Annotated in this window: 14 protein-coding genes; all 14 read left to right on the top strand. The window is 47.1% G+C overall.

The window, feature by feature from the left end:
* The 14 genes from ABIE26_RS09625 to ABIE26_RS09560 all read left to right on the top strand — a co-directional run bounded on the left by ABIE26_RS09625 (nt 1) and on the right by ABIE26_RS09560 (nt 26,361).
* Nucleotides 1–2,301 (top strand): glycosyl hydrolase family 95 catalytic domain-containing protein, encoded by a 2,301-nt coding sequence (locus ABIE26_RS09625; protein ID WP_310137379.1) that lies wholly within the window; start codon nt 1–3, stop codon nt 2,299–2,301.
* 97 nt (nt 2,302–2,398) lie between these two features.
* A complete protein-coding gene (locus ABIE26_RS09620) occupies nt 2,399–3,934 on the top strand; it encodes a hypothetical protein (RefSeq protein WP_310137384.1) in 1,536 nt (511 codons plus the stop codon).
* 51 nt (nt 3,935–3,985) lie between these two features.
* Complete coding sequence (locus tag ABIE26_RS09615) at nt 3,986–5,785, top strand: alpha-L-fucosidase (protein ID WP_310137387.1); 1,800 nt, start codon at nt 3,986–3,988, stop codon at nt 5,783–5,785.
* A 240-nt stretch (nt 5,786–6,025) separates the two neighbouring features.
* Nucleotides 6,026–6,904, top strand: coding sequence for an AraC family transcriptional regulator (locus ABIE26_RS09610; protein ID WP_310137389.1), 879 nt, complete (start codon nt 6,026–6,028; stop codon nt 6,902–6,904).
* A gap of 176 nt (nt 6,905–7,080) precedes the next feature.
* The gene (locus tag ABIE26_RS09605) at nt 7,081–9,543 is read left to right on the top strand and encodes a glycoside hydrolase family 2 TIM barrel-domain containing protein (protein WP_310137391.1); all 2,463 of its coding nucleotides are present in this window, start codon (nt 7,081–7,083) and stop codon (nt 9,541–9,543) included.
* A 4-nt stretch (nt 9,544–9,547) separates the two neighbouring features.
* On the top strand, nt 9,548–12,022 hold the full coding sequence (locus tag ABIE26_RS09600; RefSeq protein WP_310137392.1) for a glycoside hydrolase family 95 protein: 2,475 nt from the start codon (nt 9,548–9,550) through the stop codon (nt 12,020–12,022).
* Between the two features lies 1 nt (nt 12,023).
* Nucleotides 12,024–14,630: a glycoside hydrolase family 95 protein gene (locus ABIE26_RS09595; RefSeq protein ID WP_310137394.1), complete on the top strand. Its 2,607-nt coding sequence runs from the start codon at nt 12,024–12,026 to the stop codon at nt 14,628–14,630.
* A 15-nt stretch (nt 14,631–14,645) separates the two neighbouring features.
* A complete protein-coding gene (locus tag ABIE26_RS09590) occupies nt 14,646–16,793 on the top strand; it encodes a glycoside hydrolase family 31 protein (RefSeq protein WP_310137395.1) in 2,148 nt (715 codons plus the stop codon).
* Nucleotides 16,794–16,801: 8 nt separating this feature from the next.
* Nucleotides 16,802–17,983, top strand: a complete 1,182-nt coding sequence (locus ABIE26_RS09585; protein WP_310137397.1) for an alginate lyase family protein — start codon at nt 16,802–16,804, stop codon at nt 17,981–17,983.
* A complete protein-coding gene (locus ABIE26_RS09580) occupies nt 17,971–19,839 on the top strand; it encodes an alpha-L-fucosidase (protein WP_310137398.1) in 1,869 nt (622 codons plus the stop codon). The genes ABIE26_RS09585 and ABIE26_RS09580 overlap by 13 nt, the downstream gene beginning before the upstream one ends.
* 13 nt (nt 19,840–19,852) lie before the next feature.
* On the top strand, nt 19,853–21,037 hold the full coding sequence (locus tag ABIE26_RS09575) for a glycoside hydrolase family 88 protein (protein WP_310137399.1): 1,185 nt from the start codon (nt 19,853–19,855) through the stop codon (nt 21,035–21,037).
* A gap of 99 nt (nt 21,038–21,136) precedes the next feature.
* A complete protein-coding gene (locus tag ABIE26_RS09570; protein WP_310137400.1) occupies nt 21,137–22,576 on the top strand; it encodes an alpha-L-fucosidase in 1,440 nt (479 codons plus the stop codon).
* 229 nt (nt 22,577–22,805) lie between these two features.
* Nucleotides 22,806–24,338, top strand: coding sequence for a DUF4955 domain-containing protein (locus ABIE26_RS09565; protein WP_310137403.1), 1,533 nt, complete (start codon nt 22,806–22,808; stop codon nt 24,336–24,338).
* A 595-nt stretch (nt 24,339–24,933) separates the two neighbouring features.
* Nucleotides 24,934–26,361: a GDSL-type esterase/lipase family protein gene (locus tag ABIE26_RS09560; protein ID WP_310137405.1), complete on the top strand. Its 1,428-nt coding sequence runs from the start codon at nt 24,934–24,936 to the stop codon at nt 26,359–26,361.
* The last annotated feature ends 21 nt before the right edge of the window (nt 26,362–26,382 follow it).

Genomic DNA, 26,382 nt, shown 5'->3' with positions numbered 1-26,382 from the left:
ATGATCAAGTTCAGAATATTGATAATGTTAATGCTGCTGTTGTATGGAAATTCCAGGATCAGCGCACAACAGATTTATGCCGGTCGTTATAAGGCTATATTTACAGCAACTCCAAAAAAAGTTCCTGCTTCCAAAACACCCGATGGGCCACTGGCCGGCAACGGAGACATTGGCTTAACCCTTGGCGGGAGTCCGGATAACCTGTGCTTTTACCTTGGGAAAAATGATTTCTGGCGTGCTTACCCCGTTTACCCCGGTGGCGGAATTGCATTGCCAGGATGGTTAGAAGTGAAGATCAGCGCCCTTAGTGGCGCTGATTACTATGCCGAGCAGCTGCAGGATAAAGCTTTGATTACGGGACGTTTTACACGGAGTGGATTGGAGGTTGATATGAATGCCTGGGTTTCTGCCACCAGCAATACTGTTGTTGTAGAGTTTAGGGCAACGGAAGCCTGTACATTAAAACCACAATTAAATGCAACACAGGGCAATACCGCCATCAACACAGCAGGCGCTACAACAGGGATAAGCTGGGTAACCCGGGCTTTTGAACAAGGGCCTTTGCTGGAATGGCCCTGCAGGGTGGCCATGGCCATGAAGATACTCGGCACAAAAGCAGCGGCCGATGGCAGCATTCAGCTTAAACCAGGTCAAAGGGTAAAACTGGTTATCACCATGTATACAGATCAGGATGATAAAAACTGGAAGGAAAGAAGCATTAAAGAAGCACAGCAGCTTAACGAGGCTACACTCGCAAAGCTGAAGGAAAAACATGAAGCCTGGTGGAAGGATTTCTGGAGCCGGTCAAACATCCGCATTGGAGATCCCTTTATAGAAAAGTATTACTATGCTTCACAATACCTGTTTGGCGCAACTTCCAGAGGAGGTAAATTTGCTCCGGGTATCTGGGGGCCATTTGTTACCCGGGATTCTTCGGCATGGGGAGGCGATTACCATTTGAATTACAATTACCAGGCCCCATACTGGGCGGCTTATTCTTCCAATTATATCGATCAGACCGATAATTTTGATCAGCCCCTGCTGGATTATATGGACAAAGGCAGGCAGCATGCAAAAGACCTGCTGGGCATAAAAGGCATTTATTATCCTGTAGGGATAGGCCCTAAAGGTCTGGTGACCACCAGGTGGCCCCTTACTCCCGATGAAATGGAAAAACGCTATGCTACACGTGAAAATACCATAGATGGGGGCTATAAGTTCCTTGGACAAAAGATCAACGCTGTATTTAGTGTGGGCAATATGCTGATGCGGTTTTACAGCACTTATGATGCCCGCTATGCGGAACGGATTTATCCCTATATGCTGGCCTGTGCAGATTTTTGGGAGGATTACCTCAAATTTGAGAACGGGCGTTATGTGATTTACATGGACCACTATGGGGAGGTAATGCCTAACCTGCGGAACAAGGGCATCTGGCGCGATATGCTGGGGGACTTCAATTCAACACTCTCTGTCGGACTGGTTAAAATGTTGTTCAAAGGGATGATAGATGTCAGTAATTTTTTAAATAAAGATGCCGGCCGGCAGGAAAAATGGCAGCATATCGTTAAGCATATGAGCGATTTTACAGTGGCCGAGGTAAATGGAAGACTGAGTTTAAAAAGCGTAGAGAAAAGTCCCTCGCCATGGCACAGCGGTATCAATGGATTGGCCAGGGTTTCCATTCATGGCCTTATCTTGCCGGGTGGCGTATGTGGCCCGAAAACGGATTCTGTTTTTAACCAGATATTGCTCGGTGATGTGGCCGCCTGGAAAGAAAAGATGAAAGGGACAGGCGAATGGGCCAATACATTGGGCAATGGCATAGAAACCTGCTTTCCTGCGGCAGTACGGGTAGGTTACGATTCAGACGAGATTTTAAAATACTTAAAAGACAGGATCAATGCCCAGTCGCTGCCCAATTTATGGATCACTGCCGAGGGTGGTGGTACAGAAACCCTGGCCGCTGTTCCGCTAACCATCAATGAAATGCTGTTACAGAGCTATGAGCATGTGCTAAGGATATTTCCCAACTGGAACAGGTCCAAAGACGCAGCTTTTGATCAGCTAAGGGCCTATGGTGCATTTCTGGTCAGCAGTAAACTGGAAAAAGGGCAGATCTTGTACGTGAATATGATAAGTGAGGCGGGACGCAAATGCACTATGGATAATCCATGGCCAGGAAAAAAGGTCCAATTGATAAGAAACAGACGTAAAGCAGAGGTGTTAAGCGGTAAAACCTTTGACTTTGATACCCAGGCAGGTGAAAAGCTGGAGTTAATTGTGGCGCCCGGATCATAGGCAGGGCTAATATCATTTAATAAATAGCTAAACCCGCAGAGTTAATCACGAAATAAAGAGGATACCTTAACAAACGATATCATTTATTCTTAAAGGCATGAAATTAGGTCTTATTTTTTGCATAGCCATTCTTCCTGTGGTGGCCTTTGCACAGCAAACGGGTAGTTCAGTAAAAAGTGAATGGGTATACCTTAAAAACAATGGAAAACTAGCTTATAAAGCACTCCCTGGTGGGGACAGGATCATGGATTTTTCCCATGCGGGATATATGGGCGGTGGGGTTAAAATTCCCAGTCCCCAGGTAAAAATTACGGTAGCCCCCATTGAGGGCGACAATACAAAAAATATACAGCAGGCCATAGATCAGGTTTCTAAAATGGAACTTGTCAATGGTTTTAGGGGAGCGGTTTTGTTGAAGCCAGGCGTTTACAGTTGTGATGCCACTATCATGATCAATGCAAGCGGAGTAGTGTTAAGGGGCAGCGGATCAGCTCAAAATGGCACGGTGATCAATATGACAGGTAAGGCCCATCCCTGCATTGTTGTACGTGGTAATGTGGTTTCGAAAGCAGCGGGCAAACCTGTTGTTTTCTCAGATGCTTACGTGCCTTCAGGGACGTATTCATTTAACCTTACTGATGTGTCTGGACTGAAGACCGGGGATACGATAAGGATCAATCGGCCGGTAACGGCGGCCTGGGTTAAACTGATGGGTATGGATACACTGGTGCGGGATGGTAAAAAACAAACCTGGATTAACGGGGAAATCAGTACCGATAGGGTCATCGCTAAAATAGAGAACAAAAGAGTTACGGTCAATATTCCGCTTACAGATAGCTACGACTCTAAATACCTCGGGAAACAGGGGACAACAGTGCTGAAAGTTTCTTCAGCAGGCGAGCTGTCGCAGGTCGGGATTGAAAACCTGAGAATGGTGTCGCCAGATCAGACAGGTACCATCAACGAATCACACCATAAAGCCTTTAGCATGAGTGGTATTGCCGACGGCTGGGCCCGGAATATCGAGGTGTTTAATACGGTGAACAGTGTAAGTGTAACCGGCAGGCGCATTACGGTTGATAATTTAAGCATTGCACATAACCTGGCAACCACGGGAGCAGCCAAGCCTGCCGATATCAATGGAAGCGGGCAGCAATTGTTGTTTAACCGTTGCCGGATAACAGGCGACAATATGTTCTTTTTTGGCACAGGAGCAAAAGTAACCGGTCCTGTAGTAGTGCTGAATTGTGTTTTTAAAGGCAATGGCTGGATACAGCCGCACCAGAGGTGGGCCACCGGCCTGCTGATCGACAACTGCGAAGTTCCCGAGGGCGGTATAGATTTTATGAACCGGGGTTCCATGGGATCCGGGCATGGTTGGTCTATAGGCTGGGCCGTGGCCTGGAATTCAAAGGCGAAATCCTTCCTTAACCAGCAGCCCCCGGGCGCTGCGAACTGGGTCATCGGCGGACAGGGAGAAAAACAAAGAAAGGCACAGCCCTTCAATAAAGATCCTTTTGTTGCCGAAGGAATATATGATGCTTATGGTACACCGGTTACACCCGGAAGTTTGTACCTCGCCCAGCTAGCTGAGCGACTGGGACCTGCTGCCCTGGTTAACATTGGTTACTAAAAAACTAAACAGGCATATGGCCTGGAATACATTTGAACAACAATTTTTATTATGAAGAAACTCAATTTTAAATCATTCTTACCGGTACTTGCCTTGTTCTTGTTATTTACGGATTTCCTGAAAGCCCAGACCATGGACGAGATGTGGGATAACCGTTCGTCCGGCAAAGAACATCCGAATATCCAATGGTTCAAGGATGCCAAGTTTGGCCTGTTTATCCATTGGGGGCTGTATGCCAAACTGGCTGGTGAATGGAAAGGAAAACGCTATTACGGGAGTGGCGAATGGATCATGAACCAGGCCAGGATCCCGGTTGCGGAGTATAAAGCGGTAGCTAAAACCTTTAATCCGGTTAAATTTAATGCCGATGAATGGGCACAGCTGGCCAGCGATGCCGGGATAAAATACATGGTGATCACCGCAAAACACCATGAAGGTTTTGCAATGTACGACTCTAAAGCCAGCGATTTTAACATTGTTGCTGCAACGCCTTACAAAAAAGACCCCATGAAAGCCCTGGCTGCTGCCACCACCAAACGTGGTATACAGTTTGGGTTTTATTATTCTCAGTTTCAGGATTGGTATGAACCGAACGGCGGGAGGAACACCTGGGATTTTGATGAAAGTAAAAAGGATTACCAGAAATATTATAAAGAAAAGGCGGTTCCGCAGTTGAAGGAGCTGATGAGCAATTATGGGCCGCTGGGAATTGTTTGGTTCGATACCCCGGGGGGTATGACCAAAGTACAAACCCAGGCTTTTGTAGATGACCTGAGAAAATTACAGCCAAAAAGCCTGTTCAGCAGCCGGGTTGGTCAGGGCCTAGGCGATTATAAAGACTTTGGCGATTCTGAAGTGCCCTCGACCCCGATAAAAGGGGCCTGGGAATCCATCTATACCCATAACGATTCCTGGGGCTATATCAAACACGATATGAATTTTAAAACCCCTGCAGAGATTATCCGTCTGCTGGCCAATGTCGCTTCGAAAGGAGGCAACCTGATGCTGAACGTAGGGCCAGATGGCGAAGGCCGGATACCGGAGTATTCCGCTAAATTTCTGCGGGAAACAGGGAAGTGGCTTGATAAAAACGGTGAAAGTATTTATGGCTCCACTTATGGCCTTATTCCGGCCCAGCCATGGGGGGTAAGTACGTCTAAACCTGGTAAACAATACCTTCACGTGATAAACAGACCAGAGAACGGCCGTTTGCTGGTGCCTGGTTTTAATGGTACAGTCAGCAAGGTGTATAGCCTTACCGGTAAGCAGCCGCTTGAATTTAAAACGGAAGGAAAGGATGTCTGGATTAGCCTGCCTGAGTTTGAGAGTGGCAGCGCCAATACTGTTTTTGTAATGGAATATTCGGGTAAAATTTCAGACTATGACCTGAATGTCCCGGTTACCGTGTCGTCCCAATACAAAGAAAACAATGTCGAAGCTGTTTTTGCAAAACTGAAAGGAAATCCAAAAATCCAGAGTTTAACCTACAGCCATTACTATGGCGATTGGAAACACACAGTTTGTGTAACAGAGCTGAAGGATACGACAGATGAAGCCGCTTTCAAGATCAGGGTTACGGAACCCGGAGACTATAAAGTTGCACTCGAATATTCCTGTTCTCCGGAAAGTGCCAGACAGGAAGGCCGTCTGAAAATCAATGATCAGGAATTTTTGTTCCGGACACTGCGTACTTCAGAATTTGACAAGAAAGCACCCTTGCCATTTATCCGGCATGTGATAGCTACAACTACATTCAGCCAGGCAGGTGAATATACACTTCAAATCACACCATTACAAAATGGGAAGGAGTTGTTCAGATTAAAGGCAGTTGTGATGGAACCTGCCCGGTAAGGTTAGCGAAAACTGGCAAAAACAACTCAAATAGGGGGGGATTTAAGATTTTCCCCCTATTCATTTAAGATTTTTACCCCTTTTCTAATTCGTTCCGGTCTAATTTAGCTATACCAAATGTAATGTGAAACAGACATGCAAATGTCTTTTTTTCCTGTAAAGCTGAACGAGCCAACAATAAGAAAGTATGTCTCCTTACATCTGGTAAACTAAACATTAACCAAACCAAATGTATTGATCATGAAAGCACAACTACTTAAAGTATCAATGGAGCCAGCGCAGTCATTCAGTGTTAGGCAGGATCTGGAACCTTCTATCAATAATAAATGGCACTACCACCAGGAAATTGAACTGATCTATTTTAATAAGGGCGATGGTACGCAATTTATCGGCGATAGCATCAAACGTTTTAAATCGGGCGATATTGTATTGCTGGGCGCAAACCTGCCGCATTACTGGAGGTTTGATGAGGCCTATTTTACTACAGATGTAAAGCCGGCCCCTGCAGATGTAAGGGTATGTCATTTCAGCGAGAACCTGTTTGGTGATTGTTTTTTAAACCTTCCCGAAAATAAACTGTTAAAAGACATCCTTGAAAAAGCCAAAAGAGGGGTAAAGGTAACCGGTAAAAACAAAGCCCTGGTTGCCGAGCTGATCACTAAAATGCTGAAAGCAGAAGGCACAGAAAAGATCATCATCCTGATGCAGGCCCTGGTAGAAATCGCCAAATCATCGCAGCTGGAAGTACTTTCTTCAGTAGGCTTTCATAATGATCTGGAAATGGTTGAAAAGGACAGGATCAACGATGTTTACGATTATACCTACGCCAACTTCAAAAACAAGATCTACCTGGAAGAAATTGCCGAGGTAGCCAGGATCAGTCCGAACTCTTTCTGCCGCTATTTTAAATCACGTACACGCAAAACCTACTCCCAGTTTTTAATCGAAGTTAAAGTTGGACAGGCTTGTAAATTACTGATAGAACATAGTCAGAACCTGAAACAGGTATGCTACAACAGTGGCTTCAATAACTTTGCAAGTTTCCACAAGTGCTTCAAGAAGATAACAGGCAAAAGTCCGCTGTGTTATCAGAAAGAATTCATTAGCGCCTGCGCATAAGTTAGAATAATGCCCCTTTTTGAACGGCTGGTGCATACCAGCCTGGGATTGTTTTGCCAAAATAGTTGATGAATAAGCTAAAAGGGCGAAACGATTACAGTAAGCTAATTCGCAATTTAGCAGAGGTCAGAAACGTGCAGCAATCAAGTATATTTTTATTTTACATTAATTAAGAAGTGAAGAGATTTAAGCTGGTATTTTTTTTAGGATTGCTTGTTTGCAGTCAGTACGTTTTTGCGCAGAATAAGCAAAGGTTAACCCAGAATTGGGAATATTTAAAAGGAGATCTTGGGGGGATATGGGAAGCCGTAAGGCCGGTTAAGGAAGGCAATCCGGAAAGCGTTCCGCTATGGGAGAAAGTAAATTTACCCCATTGTTTTAATGCCCTGGATGGGGTAGATCCCGATGTAAATTATTACCAGGGCCCCGGATGGTACCGTACCTTGCTTGACCTGAAAAATCCCTATACCGAGGGACGCAGCTTATTGCATTTTGAGGGGGCCGGACAAAAAACTCAGGTTTACATCTACGATAAAAAGGTAGCAGAACATGTTGGCGGCTACGATGAATGGACTGCCGACATTACCGATGCAGTAAATGCCTTTAAAAAAACTGAGGCCTTTCAAAAACAGTTCAAAGGTAGAGTGCCATTGTCTATACGATGTGATAACTCCCGCGATCTGGAAATGATCCCTTCCAGCTTATCCGACTTTAATGTATATGGCGGTCTGTACCGCTACCTTAACCTTGTCTATACCCCAAAGGTGGCTATCGACAAGATATTTGCTGCTGCAAGTGTAGATGCAAAAGGCAGTCTGGGCAAGCTGAACATCAGCGGCCGCCTGCTGAACCCCGAAGGAATAGATACCGTTAGCCTGAAAATAGAAGTAAAAGACCCTGAAGGCAAAACACTGGGTAGCTGGGAAAACCAGATGAAAGCCTTTAATGGCGACAAAACATTGTGGGAAACCAGCGTAAAGAACCCAAGGTTATGGTCGCCCGAAAACCCTGTGCTTTATACCGTACAAACTACCGTTACGGCCAGAGGCACCACACATGTGCATACAGAAAAGATCGGCTTCAGGAATTTTGAGTTCGTAAAAAAGGGCCCTTTTATGCTGAACGGAAAGCGTTTGCTGCTCAGGGGCACACACCGTCATGAAGACCATGCCGGGGTAGCTGCAGCCATGACCGAAGGGATGATCCGCCAGGAAATGCAGATGATGAAAGATATGGGTGTCAACTTCATCCGTCTTGGCCATTACCAGCAATCCAGGATTGTTCTGGACCTGTGCGACAGCCTGGGCATCCTGGTCTGGGAAGAAATTCCATGGTGCCGTGGTGGTTTGGGCGGAGAGGTATACAAGGAGCAGGGACGCAGAATGCTGACCAATATGATTGAACAGCATTACAACCATGCCTCGGTAATCATATGGGGATTGGGTAATGAGAACGACTGGCCGGGCGACTTCAATGAATTTGATGAGCAGAAGATCCGGACTTTTATGAAAGAACTGAACGACCTTTCGCATAAACTGGATCCCTCACGTAAAACCGCCATCCGCAGATGCGACTTTTGTAAAGACATCGTCGATGTTTATTCACCTTCCATATGGGCAGGCTGGTACCGGGGCATTTATACCGAATATAAGGAAGCTTCGAAAAAAGAATTTGAAAGGGTAGACCACTTCCTGCATGTGGAATGGGGTGGCGACAGTCATGCCGGCCGTCATTCTGAAAGTCCGGATAAGGCTCTAAGTGTTGTTCAGACAGGTGTTGGTACCGATGAACGCGATGGTGATGCTTCCTTGTTTGGTGGCAGTGCACGGGTATCCAAGGATGGCGACTGGAGCGAAAGTTATATTGTAAACCTGATTGACTGGCACCTGAAGGAGCAGGAAAATATGCCATGGCTAACTGGGGCTGCCTACTGGCCTTTCAAAGACTTCTCTACGCCTGTGCGTCCGGATAACCCGGTTCCTTACATGAACCAGAAAGGGGTTGTTGAACGGGACTTTACCAAAAAAGAGGCTTATTATGTATTTCAGTCGTACTGGACCAAAACACCTATGGTACACATTTACGGACATTCATGGCCGGTAAGATGGGGTGATGCAGGGGAGCAGAAAATGGTTAAGGTGTACTCCAACTGTGCCGAGGCCGAACTTTTCCTGAACGGCAAAAGCATGGGTAAAAAGAAAAGGAACAGCCAGAGCTATCCGGCGGCCGGTTTAAAATGGATGGTAAAGTACCAGCCAGGTAAAAATGAAATTAAAGTCGTAGCCACTGCAAAAGACGGTAAAACTGTTAGCGATGAGATCGTGCAGGAGTACCAGACCGCAAAATGGGACAAACCGGCCAGACTGGTGCTGGAAAAGCTTTCTGAAAAGGATAACATTGCTGTGATCCAGGTGAAATTACTTGATAAAAACAATATATTGTGTTTAGACGCACGCAGCTATATTACTTTTGGCCTTACAGGCGACGGTAAACTGATTGATGACCAGGGAACTTCCAGCGGTTCACGTAAAGTCCAGCTATACAATGGCAGGGCAGTGATCAGCGTTGACCTCAACAAAGGCAAAAGCGTAGCGAGTGTAAAAGCGGATGGATTGCCCTCTGCATTTGTAGAACTTTAAAATAATGATGATTAAAAAGCTCCTGGTATTTGTACTGCTAACTGGAAATTCGATAGCATTTGCGCAAACAAAAAAGAACGATGGTACGCTGAAATTGTGGTACAATAGTCCGGCCGAAAACTGGAACGAAGCCCTGCCTATTGGCAATGGCCGGCTTGGAGCCATGGTTTTTGGTAATCCGGCTAAAGAACAACTTCAGTTAAACGAAGAAACTGTGTGGTCCGGAGGCCCCAATAGCAACATTACTTCGGCCTCTGGTGCAGCGATCCCGGCGCTCAGAAAGCTGATCTTCGAAGGGAAGTTTGAAGAAGCACAGGCCCTGGCCGATGTGGAAATGTTCCCCAAAAAGAACAGCGGGATGATCTATCAGCCTGTAGGAAACCTTTTTTTACAGGTAGAGGGAGCAGAAAAAGCAACACATTATTACCGTGATCTAAACATAGAAAAAGCCCTGGCCACAGTTACTTATCAGGCCGGAGGTGTACATTACAAAAGGGAGATCTTCTCTTCTTTTACCGATCAGGTAATGATTGTCCGCTTAACGGCAGACAAGCCGGGCAAGATCAGTTTCCATGCCGGTATGGATACCCAGCAAAAAGGCGGGGTACGTACAGAAAACGGTAAACTGATCTTATCGGGGCTTACTTCAGATCATGAGGGCGAAAAGGGGCAGATCAGGTTTGAATCCCAGGTCAAAGTTCTGGCCGAAGGCGGTAAAGCGTCTCTGCAAAACAATGCCTGGGTAGTAAAAAATGCAAATGCGGCTACCGTTTACATTTCCATAGCCACCAATTTCAAGAATTACCACGATGTAACTGGAAATGAAAGTGCCAAAGCGGCATCTTTTTTAGATCAGGCCATCAAAAAGAAATATGCAGCTGCTTTAGCTGCCCACATTAAATTCTACCAGCAATATTTCAACCGTGTAAAGCTGGACCTCGGTGTTACCGATGCGGTAAATAAACCTACAGATCAGCGTATTGCCGAATTTGCCAAAACAAATGACCCGCACCTGGCGGCTTTGTATTTCCAGTTTGGCCGTTACCTGCTCATTTGCAGTTCACAGCCAGGAAACCAGCCCCCGACTTTGCAGGGCATCTGGAACGATAAAATGCTGGCGCCATGGGACAGTAAGTATACCATCAACATCAATACCGAGATGAATTACTGGCCCGCCGAAGTGACCAACCTCCCGGAACTGCACGACCCTTTGTTTAAAATGCTGAAAGACCTGTCTGTTACCGGTCAGGAAACAGCTAAAGTGATGTATGGTGCAAAAGGCTGGGTAACACACCACAATACCGATTTGTGGCGCATTACCGGTCCGGTAGACCGCCCTTATGCAGGTTTATGGCCTATGGGGGGCAACTGGCTGAGTCAGCATTTGTGGGACCATTACCTGTTTACCGGCGATCAGCAGTTTTTAAAAGAATATTACCCGGTTTTAAAGGGCGCAGCTGAGTTTTACCTGGATGTATTACAGGAAGAGCCTGTACACAAATGGCTGGTGGTAACACCTTCCAATTCTCCTGAGAATACTTATGTGGCCGGCAAGCGTGTTTCGATAGCCGCAGGTACTACAATGGACAACCAGTTGCTGTTCGACCTGTTCACTAAAACGGCTAAAGCTGCAGAAATCCTGAAAACCGATACAGATTTTCAGGCTAAGTTGAAAGCGACATTGACCCGCCTTGCACCCATGCAGATCGGAAAGCACAGTCAGCTGCAGGAATGGATGCACGATTCGGATCGCACAGACGATAAGCACCGTCACGTATCGCATCTCTACGGTTTGTACCCCAGCAACCAGATTTCGCCATACCGCACACCAGAGCTGTTTGATGCAGCAAGAACTTCCCTGACTTACCGGGGCGATCCGGCCACAGGCTGGTCCATGGGCTGGAAAGTAAATTTATGGGCCCGTTTTCTGGATGGCAATCATGCTTATAAACTCATCACCGATCAGCTTAAACTCGTAGGTGGAAGGGTAGATGGTGTGAATACCACAGGTGGCGGAACCTATCCGAATATGTTTGATGCGCATCCGCCTTTCCAGATTGATGGTAATTTTGGTTGTACTGCGGGCATTGCCGAAATGCTGCTGCAATCGCACGATGGCGCCCTGCACATCTTACCAGCATTGCCCGATACCTGGCCTTCGGGAGCCGTTAAAGGCCTGGTGGCACGTGGCGGTTATGTAGTAGACATCAGCTGGAGAGACAAGGTGATTACCCATTTAAAAATAAAATCCCGCCTGGGCGGCAATTGCAGGCTGCGCATCAACAGCAATATGAAATTGAACACTGCAGGTCTTGTTGCTGCATCAGGTCCGAATACCAATCCTTTTTATGAAGTCCCGGAAACTAAAGCGCCATTAATTTCGGCTGCTGCAAAATTAAATCCGGTTGGTATCCCGTCGTCAACAGCATATGATTTGAAAACTCTGGCAGGCAAGGACTATACCTTTAACACGAACTGATATGACGAGGACTAAACTGCTTTCTTTTTTACTGATCTGTACCGCGGGGAGCATTTCTGCCCAGCAAAAACAAGATAATGCCTTAAAGCTATGGTATAGCCAACCCGCTAAAATATGGGAAGAAGCCTTGCCGCTGGGCAATGGAAAAACGGGTACCATGGTATTTGGAAGAGTAAACCGGGAGCGTTTTCAGTTGAACGATGGTACTTTATGGTCGGGTGCCCCCGAGGCCGGAAACAATCCTAAAGGCCCGGCAGCATTACCGCTGGTCAGACAGGCAGTTTTTGAAGGGGCTTATGATAAGGCCGCTGAAATCTGGAAAAAGAACCTGCAGGGACCTTATTCTGCACGCTATTTAACCATGGCAGATTTGTTCCTGGATTTTAACCTCAGGGATTCCGTTCCTACCGCTTATCGCCGCGAACTGGACATCAGCAATGCGGTAAGCACCGTAACGTATACGCTGGCTGGGGTAAGCTACAAACGGGAAACCTTTGTCAGTTACCCAAATCAGATTATGGTAATTCGTCTTACAGCAGATCGTGAAAATGCGCTTAGTTTTACCGCGGGTATCACCAGCAAATTGAAATACACCACTAAAGCGACGGCACCGGGTCACCTGGTGTTATTGGGTAGGGCACCCAAACATGTAGCGCACAGAGCTACTGAGCCTCAACAGATCGTATATGATGATAAGGAAGGTATGACCTTTGGTGTGGAAGTGCAGATTAAGGCAGAAGGAGGATCTACATCAGTAAAAGGTTCAGAAATTGTAGTTAAGAATGCCAGCACGGTAACTATTTATTTGAGTTCTGGAACCAGTTTTAATGGCTTCGATCAATTGCCTGTGCCGAATCCTAAAAAATACTTAAGCAGTGGTTCACCCGGGTCCATGATAAAGTCCCTTTCGAAGCCTTATGCAGAGCTTAAGGCAGCACATATTTCCGACTATAAAAAACTATTTGACAGGGTTTCTTTTCAATTGCAAAATGATCCCGAATTGTCAAAACTGCCTACCAACGTAAGGCTTTCCCGGCAGGGGAAACTGGGGAACGACCAGGGCCTTCAGGTGCTGTATTACCAGTTTGGACGTTATCTCATGATTGCCAGTTCAAGGCCTGGTTCACAGGCCAGCACTTTACAGGGCCTGTGGAACGACCATGTGCAGCCGCCATGGGGCAGCAGTTATACCGTCAACGCCAACACCCAGATGAACTACTGGCTGGCAGAACAGACCAATCTTTCCGAACTGCACCAGCCTTTATTTGATTTAATTGGCCGTATGGCAGTTAACGGGGCCAAAACAGCAAAAGAGAACTACGACATTCAGCAGGGCTGGGTGGTACATCACAATAGCGATATCTGGGTCAAAACATCACCTTCGGGAGGCTACGACTGGGATCCTAAAGCCGCACCACGCTGGTCGGCCTGGCCCATGGGTGGAGCCTGGTTAAGCACACACCTGTTCGACCATTACCTGTTTACAGGCGATAAGGTTTTCCTGAAAGAAAAGGGCTACCCACTCATGAAGGGCGCAGCAGAATTTATGCTGAAATGGCTCGTAAAAGATACCCAGAGCGGTTACCTCGTAACCAATCCATCTACCTCGCCCGAAAATGTCTTTAAAATTGATGGCAGGGAATATGAAGTAAGCAAGGCTACAACTATGGATATGGGCATCATCCGGGAGTTGTTTACAGATTGTATTGCAGCCTCAAAGGCATTGGGCACAGATGCCGCATTTCGTGCAGAACTTGAAGCTGCTAAAGCAAAGCTTTACCCTTTCAATATAGGCCGTTACGGACAGCTGCAGGAATGGTTCAATGATGTAGACGACCCTAAAGATACCCACCGGCATTTGTCGCATTTATTTGCCCTCTACCCGGGCAACCAGATTACCATACAAAATACACCGGAACTGGCAGCCGCGGCCAAACAATCACTCATACACCGTGGTGATGTGAGTACAGGATGGTCTATGGCCTGGAAAATCAACTGGTGGGCCAGGCTGCAGGACGGAAACCATGCTTTAAAAATACTCAAATCCGGACTTACACTGATCGATCCGGCTAAAACGATAGAGCCGGAGAAAGGCCCTTCAAAAACGACAGCACAACTCACCAATGTGCAGATGAGCGGGGGCGGAACTTATCCGAACCTCTTCGATGCACATCCACCTTTCCAGATCGATGGCAATTTCGGGGCTACCGCGGGCATTACAGAGATGCTCCTGCAAAGCAATACCGATGAGTTGCGCCTGTTGCCCGCCTTGCCCGACGAATGGAAAAAAGGTAGCATCAAAGGCATAAAAGCCAGGGGCAATTTCCGGGTAGACCTGGAATGGAATGAAGGAAGGTTAACCACCGCAACCCTGTATTCAGGTTCAGGGGGCAATTGCCGTTTAGCCACCAATATTCCTGTAAAAGTGGAGGGCGTTACCAGCAGACCGGCTGAAGGGCCCAATGAAAATCCTTTAAACGCCACGGCCCAAAGACCGGAATACCATAAAAATAAAGAGGCGAAACTTCAGGACCTGAACCTGAAGCAGAGCTATACCATTGATTTCCCTACCGAAAAAGGTAAAACCTATAAAATAACCGTATTGTAAATTATCATACCTGCTATGAACCGAATTGTAAAATATGCCGCCTGCATCCTCCTTTTATTGCTCAGCACCAGATTGTCCGCACAGGAAATCCAATGGGAAACCGTTGCCCCCGGGGTCTGGAAAGGCACGATAGGGAAACCTGAAAGTTATAACCTGCTGACAGCCGTTGGTGCAAAACCTGCTTTAGAGGGATTGAAAGCGGCGGGAGATGCCGCATTTCCTTTATCCAAAGAAGAAATCACCGCTAAACTTAGGGATGGTAAGACCTATTTAAGGTTTCCGCTCGATAAAAAAGAACAATTGTATGGCTTTGGCCTGAATTTTCAGACCGTGCATCAGCGTGGTAAAATACTGCAATTGCACGTAGACCACTATGGGGGCAAAGACAACGGCCGTACACATGCACCTACACCTTTTTACGTATCCTCCAATGGGTATGGCGTATTTGTCAATTCGGCCCGTTATTTAAACATTTATGCGGGTTCGGCTGTATTGCGCGAGGGAAAGAATGTACCTGAAGCCAAAGACCGTAACACCGATAAATCCTGGTCTTCACGTCCTTATTCGGACGGCGTGGAAATCCTGGTTCCGGCAGAAGGCGTGGAGTTCTACGTATTTGCCGGTCCGAAACCGCTGGATGCGGTGCGCAGGTACAACCTGCTGAACGGCGGGGGCGTATTGCCGCCGCGCTGGGGATTGGGATTTACACAGCGTGTTAAAACCTTATTTACCGCAAGCGATGTGGAAGCAGAAGCAAAGGCTTTTGCCGATAAAGGTTTTCCGCTCGATTTCATCGGACTGGAACCAGGCTGGCAGAGCAAAGCCTACCCATGTACATTTGAGTGGGACAAATCGCGTTATCCTGATCCTTCCGGCTTTGTGAAAACCATGCTGAACAAAGGCATCCGGTTAAACCTCTGGAGCAATCCATACGTTTCGCCACAAGCCGGGATCTACAACAGCATCAAGCCTTTTACGGCCGACCACACGGTATGGCTGGGCGCTGTGCCTGATCTGACCATGCCGCAGGCAAGGGATATCCTTTTCGGACAGCTGAAAAAAAGCCAGGTGGATATAGGCATCAGCGGCTACAAATTCGACGAAGTGGATGGCTACGACCATTACCTCTGGCCGGATGTGACGCTGTTCCCTTCCGGACACAGCGCGGAGCAGATGCGCCAGACCTATGGCCTGCTGATCCAGAAATACAGTGCCGATATGTATCACGAACGCAACCAGCGTACCTACGGGCTGGTGCGTGCTTCCAATGGTGGTGGTACCGCATTGCCTTATGTGATTTATAACGATTATTACAACCACGAAGATTTCATTACAGCGCTGATCAATAGTGGTTTTTCAGGGGTGCTGTGGACTCCCGAGGCCCGTGCTTCCAAAACCGCTGAAGAATGGCTGCGCAGGATGCAGTCGGTCGTGTTCTCGCCAATGGCGATGATCAACGCCTGGTCCAGCGGCACTAAACCATGGTCGTACCCCGAAGTGGAAAAACAGGTAAAAGACATGGCGGTATTGCGCATGCAAATGATGCCTTACTGGTACAGCGAGTTTGCAAAATATCATTTCCAGGGCATTCCGCCATTCCGGGCCATGAACCTGGAGGACGGTTACCAGGCCGAAGTGAAAAAAGAGATAAAAACCACCAACCTGGAAGAAAACCCTTACGTGGAAGCCGTAAGCAAAGAAGTAAAAGATCAGTATATGGCCGGTGAATACCTGCTGGTAGCACCCATGTTTGCCGGAAAACAAACCCGTACGGTAATATTGCCTAAAGGCAAATGGTTCGATTTCTATACCGGTGAATATGCCGGTGACGGACAGGTGATCACCGTAACCCCTGGTCTGGATAAAATACCAGTGTATGTAAAAGATGGAGGCATCATCCCTATGGGGCCTGCACTGATGCATGCGCCAAAACCATCAGAGAAAGTAGACCTGGAGATCAGGTATTATGGCAGTAAGCCAGGTAAATACATGTTGTACGATGATGACGGTGAAACATTCAATTACGAAAAAGGTGCGTATAGCTTCAGGACCATCACGGTTTCAAAAGATGCCGGCGGTAAGCTGAAAACGGCTGTTTCGGCAGCCGAAAAAGGAAAGCCGAATACACTGAACAAAGTAAGCTTCAGGGCTATGACCAAATAAATGCGATCATGAAAGGATTTATTTTAACCGCTTTAACATTGGCGCTGCTGATCGGGAAAGCACCGGCAGGCAGGGCTGCAGAAAAGGAAAAAGGACCCGAAAATCAGGAAGTTGTCAAAACCCTGAAAGCGCTGATCCTTAAAAATGCCGAATGGGCCATGCAGCAGCAGCCGGTTACCGTAACAGCCGAAAGCACTGCCAGAAGCGCAGGCGGCAAACATGATTTTTATTCGGAGGGCGACTACTGGTGGCCTGATCCGCAAAATCCGGATGGACCTTACATCCAGAAGGATGGCATGACCAACCCCCAGAATTTTGTGGCCCACCGCCTGGCCATGATCCGTTTCAGTCAGATCATAGGCGCGCTGGCATCAGCTTATAAACTTACCGGCCAGGAAAAATATGTAAAGCAGGCCATGCTGCACCTGCAGGCCTGGTTCATTAGTCAGGGAACGATGATGAACCCCAATCTGCAGTTTGCACAAGCCATAAAAGGCCGGTTTACGGGGCGTGGTATCGGCATCATCGATACCATCCAGCTGATGGAAGTGGCCCAGGGCGTGATCGTCATGCAAAAGGCGCTGGCCCCGGCGGTGCTGGCAGGGACCAGGAAATGGTTTGCTGCCTACCTGGAATGGCTGATGACCCACCAATACGGTAAAGATGAAATGAACGCTGCAAACAACCACGGCACCTGTTTTACCATGCAGGTGGCCTCATTCGCAAAATTATGCGGCGATGTGAAACTGATGGATTTTTGTCGGGACAGGTATAAAACGGTATTGCTGCCCAACCAGATGGCTACCGACGGCAGTTTTCCAAGGGAACTGGCACGCACCAAACCCTACGGCTATTCTATTTTTAACCTGGATGCCATGACCGCCCTTTGTCAGATCCTCTCTACTAAAAATGATAACCTGTGGACTTACCAGACTGCCGACGGCAAATCCATAGAAAAAGGCATCAAATACCTGTACCCCTTTGTGGCAGATAAAAACAAATGGACTTTAAAACCCGACGTGATGTATTGGGACAACTGGCCTGTGGCCCAGCCCTTCCTGGTATTTGGGGCCAATGCGTATAAAAATAAAGAATGGATGACCACCTGGGCAAAGCTGGATCATGATCCAAAAGTAGAAGAAGTCATCAGAAATTTACCCCTAAGAAACCCTTTAATATGGCTCAATTAAACAGCAGGTCCACTTTTTTACTGTCTGCATTGCTGGCTTTAGGGCTGTCTTCCTATGCCCAGGTAGCCGGAGATGAGGACAAAGAGATGTTTAACCGCGCGCAGCAGCGTGACCAGAAAGCAATAGACGAAGCACGTGGCGGCTGGTGGAAAAACTCTATGAAAACCCATGATGAACGCATCCAATGGTGGCGCGATGCACGTTTTGGTATGTTCATCCACTGGGGAATTTATTCCGTTCCGGCCGGCGAATGGAAGGGGAAAGCCGTAAAAGGCTATTCTGAACACCTGATGCGCAAGGAGAAGATCAGCAGGGCAGATTACCTGGATCTTGCCCATACCTTCAAGCCCGAAAAATTCAATGCCGATGAATGGATCTCCAGGGCAAAAAAAGCCGGTATGCGCTATTTCATCATCACGGCAAAACACCACGACGGTTTTGCCATGTACAATTCAGCGGTGTCCGATTTTAATGTGGTTCAGCAAAGCCCGTTTAAACGTGACCCTATGGCCGAACTGGCCGCGGCAGCAAAAAAGCAGGGCATGAAGTTTGGCTTTTATTATTCGCATGCGTTCGACTGGGAGCATCCCGATGCGCCGGGCAACGACTGGGAATACAACAACCCGGGAGGGGATAAACTGCTGGGCGGTGCAAACTGGTTCGATAACCACCCCGAATGGCTGCCAAAAGCTGTAAAGTATGTAGACGAAAAAGCAATCCCGCAAATCAAAGAGCTGATCAATAAATACCACCCCGATATCCTTTGGTTCGATACACCGCATAAACTGCCTTTGTCGGAAAACATGAAAATTTTAAAGGCCATCAGGGATACAGACCCCAATATTGTGGTAAACGGCCGCCTGGTAAGGAGTGCCACCGGAAACTTTGGTGATTATGTAAATACGGGCGATAGGCCAGCCGAACTGCTTACCGTTAAGGGTGATGCTGAAGCCATTCCTACCACTAATGAATCCTACGGTTATTCCATACACGACAACAGCCATAAATCCGCGAAATTCTTTATCCGGCTGCTGGCCAACTCCGCTTCCCGGGGTGCAAACTTATTGATGAACATAGGTCCGAAAGGGGATGGCAGTTTCGACACCAGGGATACCCGTATACTGGATAGTATTGGTAGCTGGCTAAGTCAGAATGGCCAGTCCATTTATGGTACCGAGCGCGGACAACTGCCCATTCCGGCCTGGGGGGTAACTACGCAAAAAGGAAAGCAGATTTTTCTGCATGTATTCAACTGGCCACAAGACGGTAATTTAGCGCTTGGTGGTTTAAAAACCGAAGTCAGTAAAGCCTGGTTTTTAACCGATAAATCCAAAAAACCGCTGCAGGTAAAGCGCCTGGATGCCACAACCCTCAATATTGGTTTGCCGCCAAAATCTCCTGGCAGCCCGGATGTGGTGATTGTGCTGGAAACCAAAGGCAATATAGAAACCGATGCTGCAAGGCTTGTTGCCGCTAACATTCCGGTAAACAGGTTCCTGGTATTCGATGCCAAAGTACATGGCAAAATGGGCTTTGGCGATGGAAAAACCGATAAGTATTATGTAACCGGATGGAAAAATAAGGCTGATTACCTCTCATGGGATTTAAAGGTATTAAAACCTGCAAAGTATAACGTGGTAGCCATATATAATGCCGAAGAAGGAGGGAGTTCTTTTGAAGTTAAAATTGGTGATTTTACAAAGCGGTCGGAAGTATCGGCTGACAAATACCTGGTCCATGAAATGGGAATTGCCGAACTTAAACCCGGACAGCAGGAACTCACTGTAAAAGCGCTTGACATCAAAGGTCAGGAACTCATGAGGTTACTTGAAATTCAATTGATACCTATCAAATAAAAACAATAAACAGATGAAATCATTATCAATCATATGTACCGCCCTGCTTTTTGCAGGAACAAGCTTTGCCCAGAAAGTAGATGTAAAAAAAGCCTTTCAACATGCCGGCCAGCAAACCCAGGTGATGCTGAAAGAAATTCAGAAAGTTAAAGCCGCAGGGGCCAAAGCGGACCTTGTAGCCCCGCGGACTTTAGAAGACGGAAACCTGAAACTCGTTGCCTCGCGCGACTGGACCAGTGGCTTCTTCTCTGGCGAACTCTGGTTCCTTTACGAATATAGCGGTAAACAAAACTGGATGGCGCAGGCAAAAGCCTTTACCGCAGATATAGAGCAGGAGCAATTCAACGGAAAGACCCACGACATGGGCTTTAAGGTGTATTGCAGTGTAGGTACAGGCTACCGTTTAACCAAAGATCAGCATTATAAGGATGTCATTGTCCAGTCGGCCAAAACCCTGGCTACCCGCTTTAACCCTAAAACAGGCGTAATCCTTTCCTGGGACCACAGTCGTGATAAATGGGTAAACCCGGTGATCATTGACAACATGATGAACCTGGAACTCCTTTTTGAAGCCACAAGGTTAACCGGCGATTCTTCTTTTTACAAGATTGCCGTAAGCCATGCCAATACCACCATCAAAAACCATTTCCGGCCCGACTACAGCTCTTACCATGTGATCGACTATGATCCAAACACAGGTGCGGTGCTGAAGAAAAACACCCACCAGGGCTATAGCCATGAATCGGCCTGGGCAAGGGGACAGGCATGGGCCCTGTACGGTTATACCATGTGTTACCGTTATACCAAAGACCCTGCTTATCTGAAACAGGCCGAAGGTGTTGCAGGCTTTGTCCTTAACCACCCCAATATGCCGGCCGACCTGGTACCTTACTGGGATTTCAATGCACCGGAAATTCCCAAAGAACCGCGCGACGCTTCTGCAGCGGCAGTGATTGCTTCTGGTTTATATGAACTGAGTGGTTACAGTGCAAACAAAAAGCTTTATTTGCAGAAAGCCGATAAAATGCTGTACAGCCTGAGCACCAAATACATTTCGCCGGCAGGCCAGAACAAAGGTTTTATCCTGCTGGAAAGTACGGGCTCAAAACCTTCCAACAGCGAGGTTAATGTGCCTTTGTCTTACGCAGATTATTATTACCTGGAGGCGTTATTGAGGTATAAAGCGCTAAAAAGATAGCGTTTATTGTTTACTGATGAGCCAATTGCGCTGAATATTGGCACATTGTTATTCTTTATTTTAGTATTCAGTATGGAAACCAAATTATAACCTAACATCATGTATAAACGAAAAATACTTGTAGCCCTAACTGCCTTTTTCCTGATCGCACAATCTGCTCACAGTCAGAAAACGCTGAGCAAAGACGAACGCATGGCCTGGTGGCGTGAAGCCAAATTTGGTATGTTCATCCACTGGGGCATCTATGCCCAGTTTGCCGGGGTTTATAAAGGTCACGAGCAGCTTCGCGGGGGGGCAGAATGGATCATGAACCGCTCTAAAATCCCCGTTGCCGAATACCAGGAAATGGCCAAAAGCTTTAACCCCGTAAAATACGATCCGGATGCATGGGTAAAAATGGCAAAAGATGCCGGTATGAAATACCTCATCATTACAGCAAAACACCACGATGGCTTTGCTTTATTCAATTCTAAAGCCAGCAAATGGGATGTTACCGATGCCACTGCCTATGGTAAGGACCTGCTGAAACCTTTGGCTGCGGCCTGTAAAAAATACGGTATCAAACTGGGTTTTTATTATTCACAAGCGCAGGACTGGAACAACCCGGGAGGCTCTGCTGCAAGGAAAGTGATGCGTGAGGGCTGGTTAAACCCAGATTCTGCAAAGGTAGATGCCTATACAGCTGCAAACAATGGCCACTGGGACCCGGCACAAATGACCAGGACCTTCGATCAGTATATCGATGAAGTATCGGTACCGCAGGTTAAAGAACTGATGACAAATTACGGTGATATCGCCGTGCTTTGGTGGGATACCCCAACCAATATGACAGATCAGGCTGCACTCAAATTGCAGGCTGCTTTGAAAACACAACCGCACATCATTACCAACGACCGTTTAAAACGCCCCAATTTCCCGGGCGATACCAAAACACCGGAACAGAAGATCCCTAGTCAGGCCGAGCTGGACGGGATGGATTGGGAAACCTGCATGACCATGAATGGCACCTGGGGTTTCCGGACTTCAGACCAAAAATGGAAATCGGCAGAAACCCTGATCCGCAACCTCTGCGACATTGCCTCAAAAGGCGGGAACTACCTGCTAAATGTAGGGCCTAAACCCGACGGCACTTTTCCTCAGGAAAGTATAGACCGGCTGAAAGTGATTGGCGACTGGATGAAAGTGAACAGCGAGGCGATTTACGCCACGAAATCCAGCCCACTTGCCCCATTAAGCTGGGGGCGCTGCACCCGCAAGGAAACTGCCAAAGGCACAACACTGTATTTCTCTGTGTTCAACTGGCCGGCAGATGGCAAGCTGGTTGTTCCTGGTGTGAAAAATAAGGTGCTTTCTGCTACTTTACTGGCTACAAAAGCAAAGCTTAAGACTGCGTTAAATGGCGAGGATCTCTCTGTTATTTTACCGGCAAAAGCACCTGATGCTATAGCGAGCGTGATTAAGGTAGAGTTTGAAGGCACCGTTGCCCACCAGGCTGATACTGCGCCGAAGAAGGAAATGAAAAGTGGAGCTTTAGACTGAAAAATAACCGTTCTCTTCGGAGTCTGGAAACCTTTGTCCTGAAGAAGGACAAAATTTTCCTAGGTCTCCTCTGAGAAGGTAATTTTTCTTCCAGGCTGGGGGAATAGGATGGAGCGAGAGAAGGTAATTTTTCTTCCAGGCTGGGGGGAATAGGATGGAGTGTTAGAGAAAGTAGTTTTTCTGTTAGCTGGGGGGATAGGATGGAGTTTTTATCATTTATTGAATTGAAATGAGAAGTATAATTAGGCCGGTTTTTGCCTGCTGTTTGTTGTTTTCGGTAGCTGCACAGGCTCAGCAAGTGGCGCCCTTGTGGGAGGATTTTGTAAAGGCCAAAAAAACAGGAAATACACCGGTGTTGCCTGATTTTTCCTATGCAGGGTATAACTTTTCCGAAACGGCCATTCCTGCTGTAAGCGGGAAAAAGGTTTTTAGGGTGGATGATTACGGTGCCAGGCCCAACGATGAGCAGTTTGATGATGCCGCCATCCAGAAAGCCGTTGATGCTGCAGAAGCCAACCCCGGTGGCGGTGTGGTATTTTTCTCTCCCGGAAAATACCTGATTGCAGGCGATGAAGATGCCAAAAAGCAGATCAGGATTGCTAAAAGCGGCATTGTTTTAAAAGGCAGCGGCAGCGGTACGGATGGGGCTAAACCTGTTACAGAAATTTACCAGGCCAATATGCGCATCAACGGTCGCCAGTTTCTTTTTAAGCCTGATGACAGTACTGCCGATAAGTTAACCACCATTGTTCAGGATGCAGGAAGGGAAACTTTTGCTGTGGTGGTAAAAGATGCATCCAAACTTAAAGTAGGGCAGGACATTGTGATCCGGCACCGCAGTGAGGAATATACGCACCTGTATTTTGGAAAGCTGCCACTTAAACCGGAGTGGACCAGGCTGTTTGGCGATAACGGAGGGATGCAGATCTATGAAATTCACACCATTAGTGGTATTGAGGGCAATAAGGTCAGCTTTAAAAATCCTTTGCATTACGACATCAGGATGGTAAAATCTGCCAGCTGGAACATCGAAGCGTATCATGCCCTGGAGGAATGCGGCATCGAGGATATCCTGTTCAGCAGCAACTGGAAAAGTTACCCTGAGGAATTCATCCACCATAAAAATGCCATCCATGATTATGCTTATGAAGCTGTGGGGATGGAATATGTAAAGAACAGCTGGGTGCGAAACTGCGAGTTTCACGACTGGAACGAGGGTGTTTTCATCCGCTCCGGATACAAGGTAACCGTAGAAAATACCCATTTCAGGGGCAAAAAAGGCCATGCCTCTGTTCATGCCCGTACAGGTTATGGGGTACTGATCAGGAATTGCACATTTAACGGTGCACAGCATCATGGTGCAGGAACAGGCTATGCTGCGGTGGGTACTGTGGTTACCAATTGTTCGCTGGGTACAGACCAGAACTTCGACATCCATTCCGGACAGCCCAATGCAACGCTGTACGACAATATTGATGGTGGTGTTTTCTATAACCTCGGCGGCCCCCTTGGCGGGCATCCGCACCATGGGAAATACCTGGTGCTCTGGAATTTTTACCATAAATCGGATAAGGAGCAGCATTACAATTTCTGGGACATGAGCCGGAGAAGGAATTACACCATTGCCGAACCTATTCTGGTGGGCTTCCGCTCCAATAAGCCGGTGACTTTTGAAAATGCAGGAATAAATGAGCTGCAGGGTAAAGAGGTCTTGCCAAAATCGTTGTTTGAGGCACAACTGGAATTAAGAATGAAAAAATAAATGTCGCCCTGTTTTGGCAAAAAATAACCGTTCTCTTCGAAGTCTGGCATCTTTTAGGCTCCCTGAAGGGGGAGCAAAAAGCGCCCAGGCCTTCTCTGAGAAGGTAATTTTTTGCTGAAGCAGGGCGGTTAAAGGGAAGGTTAAAGTTCTCTTCGAAGTCTGGCATCTTTTAGGCTCTCTGAAGGGGGAGCAAAAAGCGCCCAGGCCTTCTCTGAGAAGGTGATTTTTTGCTGAAGCAGGGCGGTTAAAGGGGAAGATTAAATAGTGAGGTTGGACAAGAAGATTGGATTTCGAGGCCAGACTAGAAGATTAGATTGTGAGTTTGGAGAGAAAATAAATATTAAGATTAAACAGGAGAGCGAAACGGAGCAGTTAGATAGTTGACGGGCAGAAAGCTATAAACAATATGGCAGATGAATCGGTGAGATGGATGCGGCTGGCAACTTGCTTACACCCGGTTTTTTTGCAGTAATTTAGTTAAAAAAAATCGACCTTCTCAGAAACGGCCTAGCGTCTTTTTAGTTTTTTCAATAGAAAAAACTGAAATTATGCAACCGTTGAAGAGAACGGTCATTTTTTTATTAAATAAATTAAAATGAAATACATCAAATATTTTATCATCTGCTGCCTGTGTTTTACCACAAACACCAGCTTTGCCCAATCCAAAATCCGCATTGCCTGCATTGGCAACAGCATTACCTTTGGTTCGGGTTTAAAAGACAGGGCAAAAGAATCTTATCCCGCTCAATTGCAAACCTTGCTCGGTCCTGGATATGAAGTGCTCAATTTTGGCGTTAGTGGCGCTACAATGCTCAAAAAAGGCAATAAACCGTACTGGAAAACACCGGAATATGAACAGGCACTTAAAGCAGCTGCAAATGTGTATTTCATTAAGCTGGGCACTAACGACAGTAAACTCATCAACCGGCCCATGATGGGCGATTACCTCAACGATTACCGCGATATGGTCAGCACACTGGCCAAATTGCAAAGCAGGCCCAGGATCATTTTGTTATTGCCCATTAAGGCCTTTTCTGATGAAAAATTCGGTATCTCCGGAACTTATCTCAAAGACTCCATTATCCCTTCTATACAAAAGCTGGCCTATGAGGAAAACCTGGAGGTGATCGACCTGCATTCCGTGTTTGCGGATAAGGAAGCCCTGCTGGCCGATAAAATTCATCCCAATGCAGCAGGAGATAGCTTCATTGCCAAACGCCTGTATGAATTGATGGCACAGCAAACAAAACCCACTGGAGTTGCTGGCAGTATTCCCAAGCTCAACCTGCCGGCAGAAAAAAGCTCCTTTTATGGCTACAACTGCTTTCAGTTTAAGTTTAAGGGACGTAACGCTAAAATCGTAGTACCTAAAAGGGAAGCGGCAGGCAGGCCCTGGATCTGGCGGGCCAGGTTCTGGGGGCATGAACCGCAAACGGATATCGCCCTGCTCGAAAGGGGGTACCATGTGGTGTACTGTGACGTGGCAGAGTTGTTTGGTAATGCGGAAGCCATTGGCATCTGGAACAGTTTTTACGCCAGCCTGCAGCAACTGGGGTTTGCTAAAAAGGCCGTTCTGGAGGGAATGAGCCGGGGTGGGGTATACATTTACAACTGGGCAGCTGCCAACCCCAAAAAGGTAGCCTGCATTTATGCCGATAACCCGGTACTCGATTTAAAAAGCTGGCCCGGAGGGAAAGGCAAAGGGCCGGGCAGCAAAAAAGAATGGGCCACATTTTTAAAAGACTATGGCTATGAAAATGAAGCACAGGCAGTGGCCTTCGCCGGCAGCCCTATCGATAAGATCAGCGCAATTGTTAAAGGCGGCTACCCGATGCTGCATGTTTGCGGTGATCTGGATGAAGTAGTGCCTATGGCTGAAAATACGCTGCCCTTTGCCGAAAAAATAAAGCAGGCAGGAGGCAACATCAGCATTATCCACAAGCCGGAAGGAAAACACCATCCGCACAGTTTGCCCAACCCTCAGGCCATTGTCGACTTCATTTTAAAAGCGACACAAAAATAATTGCCTTTTTTTGGTGATATT

It is taken from the genome of Pedobacter africanus, assembly GCF_040548825.1.
GTDB lineage: Bacteria > Bacteroidota > Bacteroidia > Sphingobacteriales > Sphingobacteriaceae > Pedobacter > Pedobacter africanus_A.
This window is presented reverse-complemented; position numbering and strand designations above follow the sequence as displayed.

What these genes read in the sequence shown, in the direction of transcription:
- ABIE26_RS09625 (WP_310137379.1), top strand. Translation starts at nt 1, where the DNA reads ATGATCAAGTTCAGAATATTGATAATGTTAATGCTGCTGTTGTATGGA.
- ABIE26_RS09565 (WP_310137403.1), top strand. Translation starts at nt 22,806, where the DNA reads ATGAGAAGTATAATTAGGCCGGTTTTTGCCTGCTGTTTGTTGTTTTCG.
- ABIE26_RS09600 (WP_310137392.1), top strand. Translation starts at nt 9,548, where the DNA reads ATGATGATTAAAAAGCTCCTGGTATTTGTACTGCTAACTGGAAATTCG.
- ABIE26_RS09595 (WP_310137394.1), top strand. Translation starts at nt 12,024, where the DNA reads ATGACGAGGACTAAACTGCTTTCTTTTTTACTGATCTGTACCGCGGGG.
- ABIE26_RS09580 (WP_310137398.1), top strand. Translation starts at nt 17,971, where the DNA reads ATGGCTCAATTAAACAGCAGGTCCACTTTTTTACTGTCTGCATTGCTG.
- ABIE26_RS09610 (WP_310137389.1), top strand. Translation starts at nt 6,026, where the DNA reads ATGAAAGCACAACTACTTAAAGTATCAATGGAGCCAGCGCAGTCATTC.
- ABIE26_RS09620 (WP_310137384.1), top strand. Translation starts at nt 2,399, where the DNA reads ATGAAATTAGGTCTTATTTTTTGCATAGCCATTCTTCCTGTGGTGGCC.
- ABIE26_RS09585 (WP_310137397.1), top strand. Translation starts at nt 16,802, where the DNA reads ATGAAAGGATTTATTTTAACCGCTTTAACATTGGCGCTGCTGATCGGG.
- ABIE26_RS09615 (WP_310137387.1), top strand. Translation starts at nt 3,986, where the DNA reads ATGAAGAAACTCAATTTTAAATCATTCTTACCGGTACTTGCCTTGTTC.
- ABIE26_RS09590 (WP_310137395.1), top strand. Translation starts at nt 14,646, where the DNA reads ATGAACCGAATTGTAAAATATGCCGCCTGCATCCTCCTTTTATTGCTC.
- ABIE26_RS09560 (WP_310137405.1), top strand. Translation starts at nt 24,934, where the DNA reads ATGAAATACATCAAATATTTTATCATCTGCTGCCTGTGTTTTACCACA.
- ABIE26_RS09570 (WP_310137400.1), top strand. Translation starts at nt 21,137, where the DNA reads ATGTATAAACGAAAAATACTTGTAGCCCTAACTGCCTTTTTCCTGATC.
- ABIE26_RS09575 (WP_310137399.1), top strand. Translation starts at nt 19,853, where the DNA reads ATGAAATCATTATCAATCATATGTACCGCCCTGCTTTTTGCAGGAACA.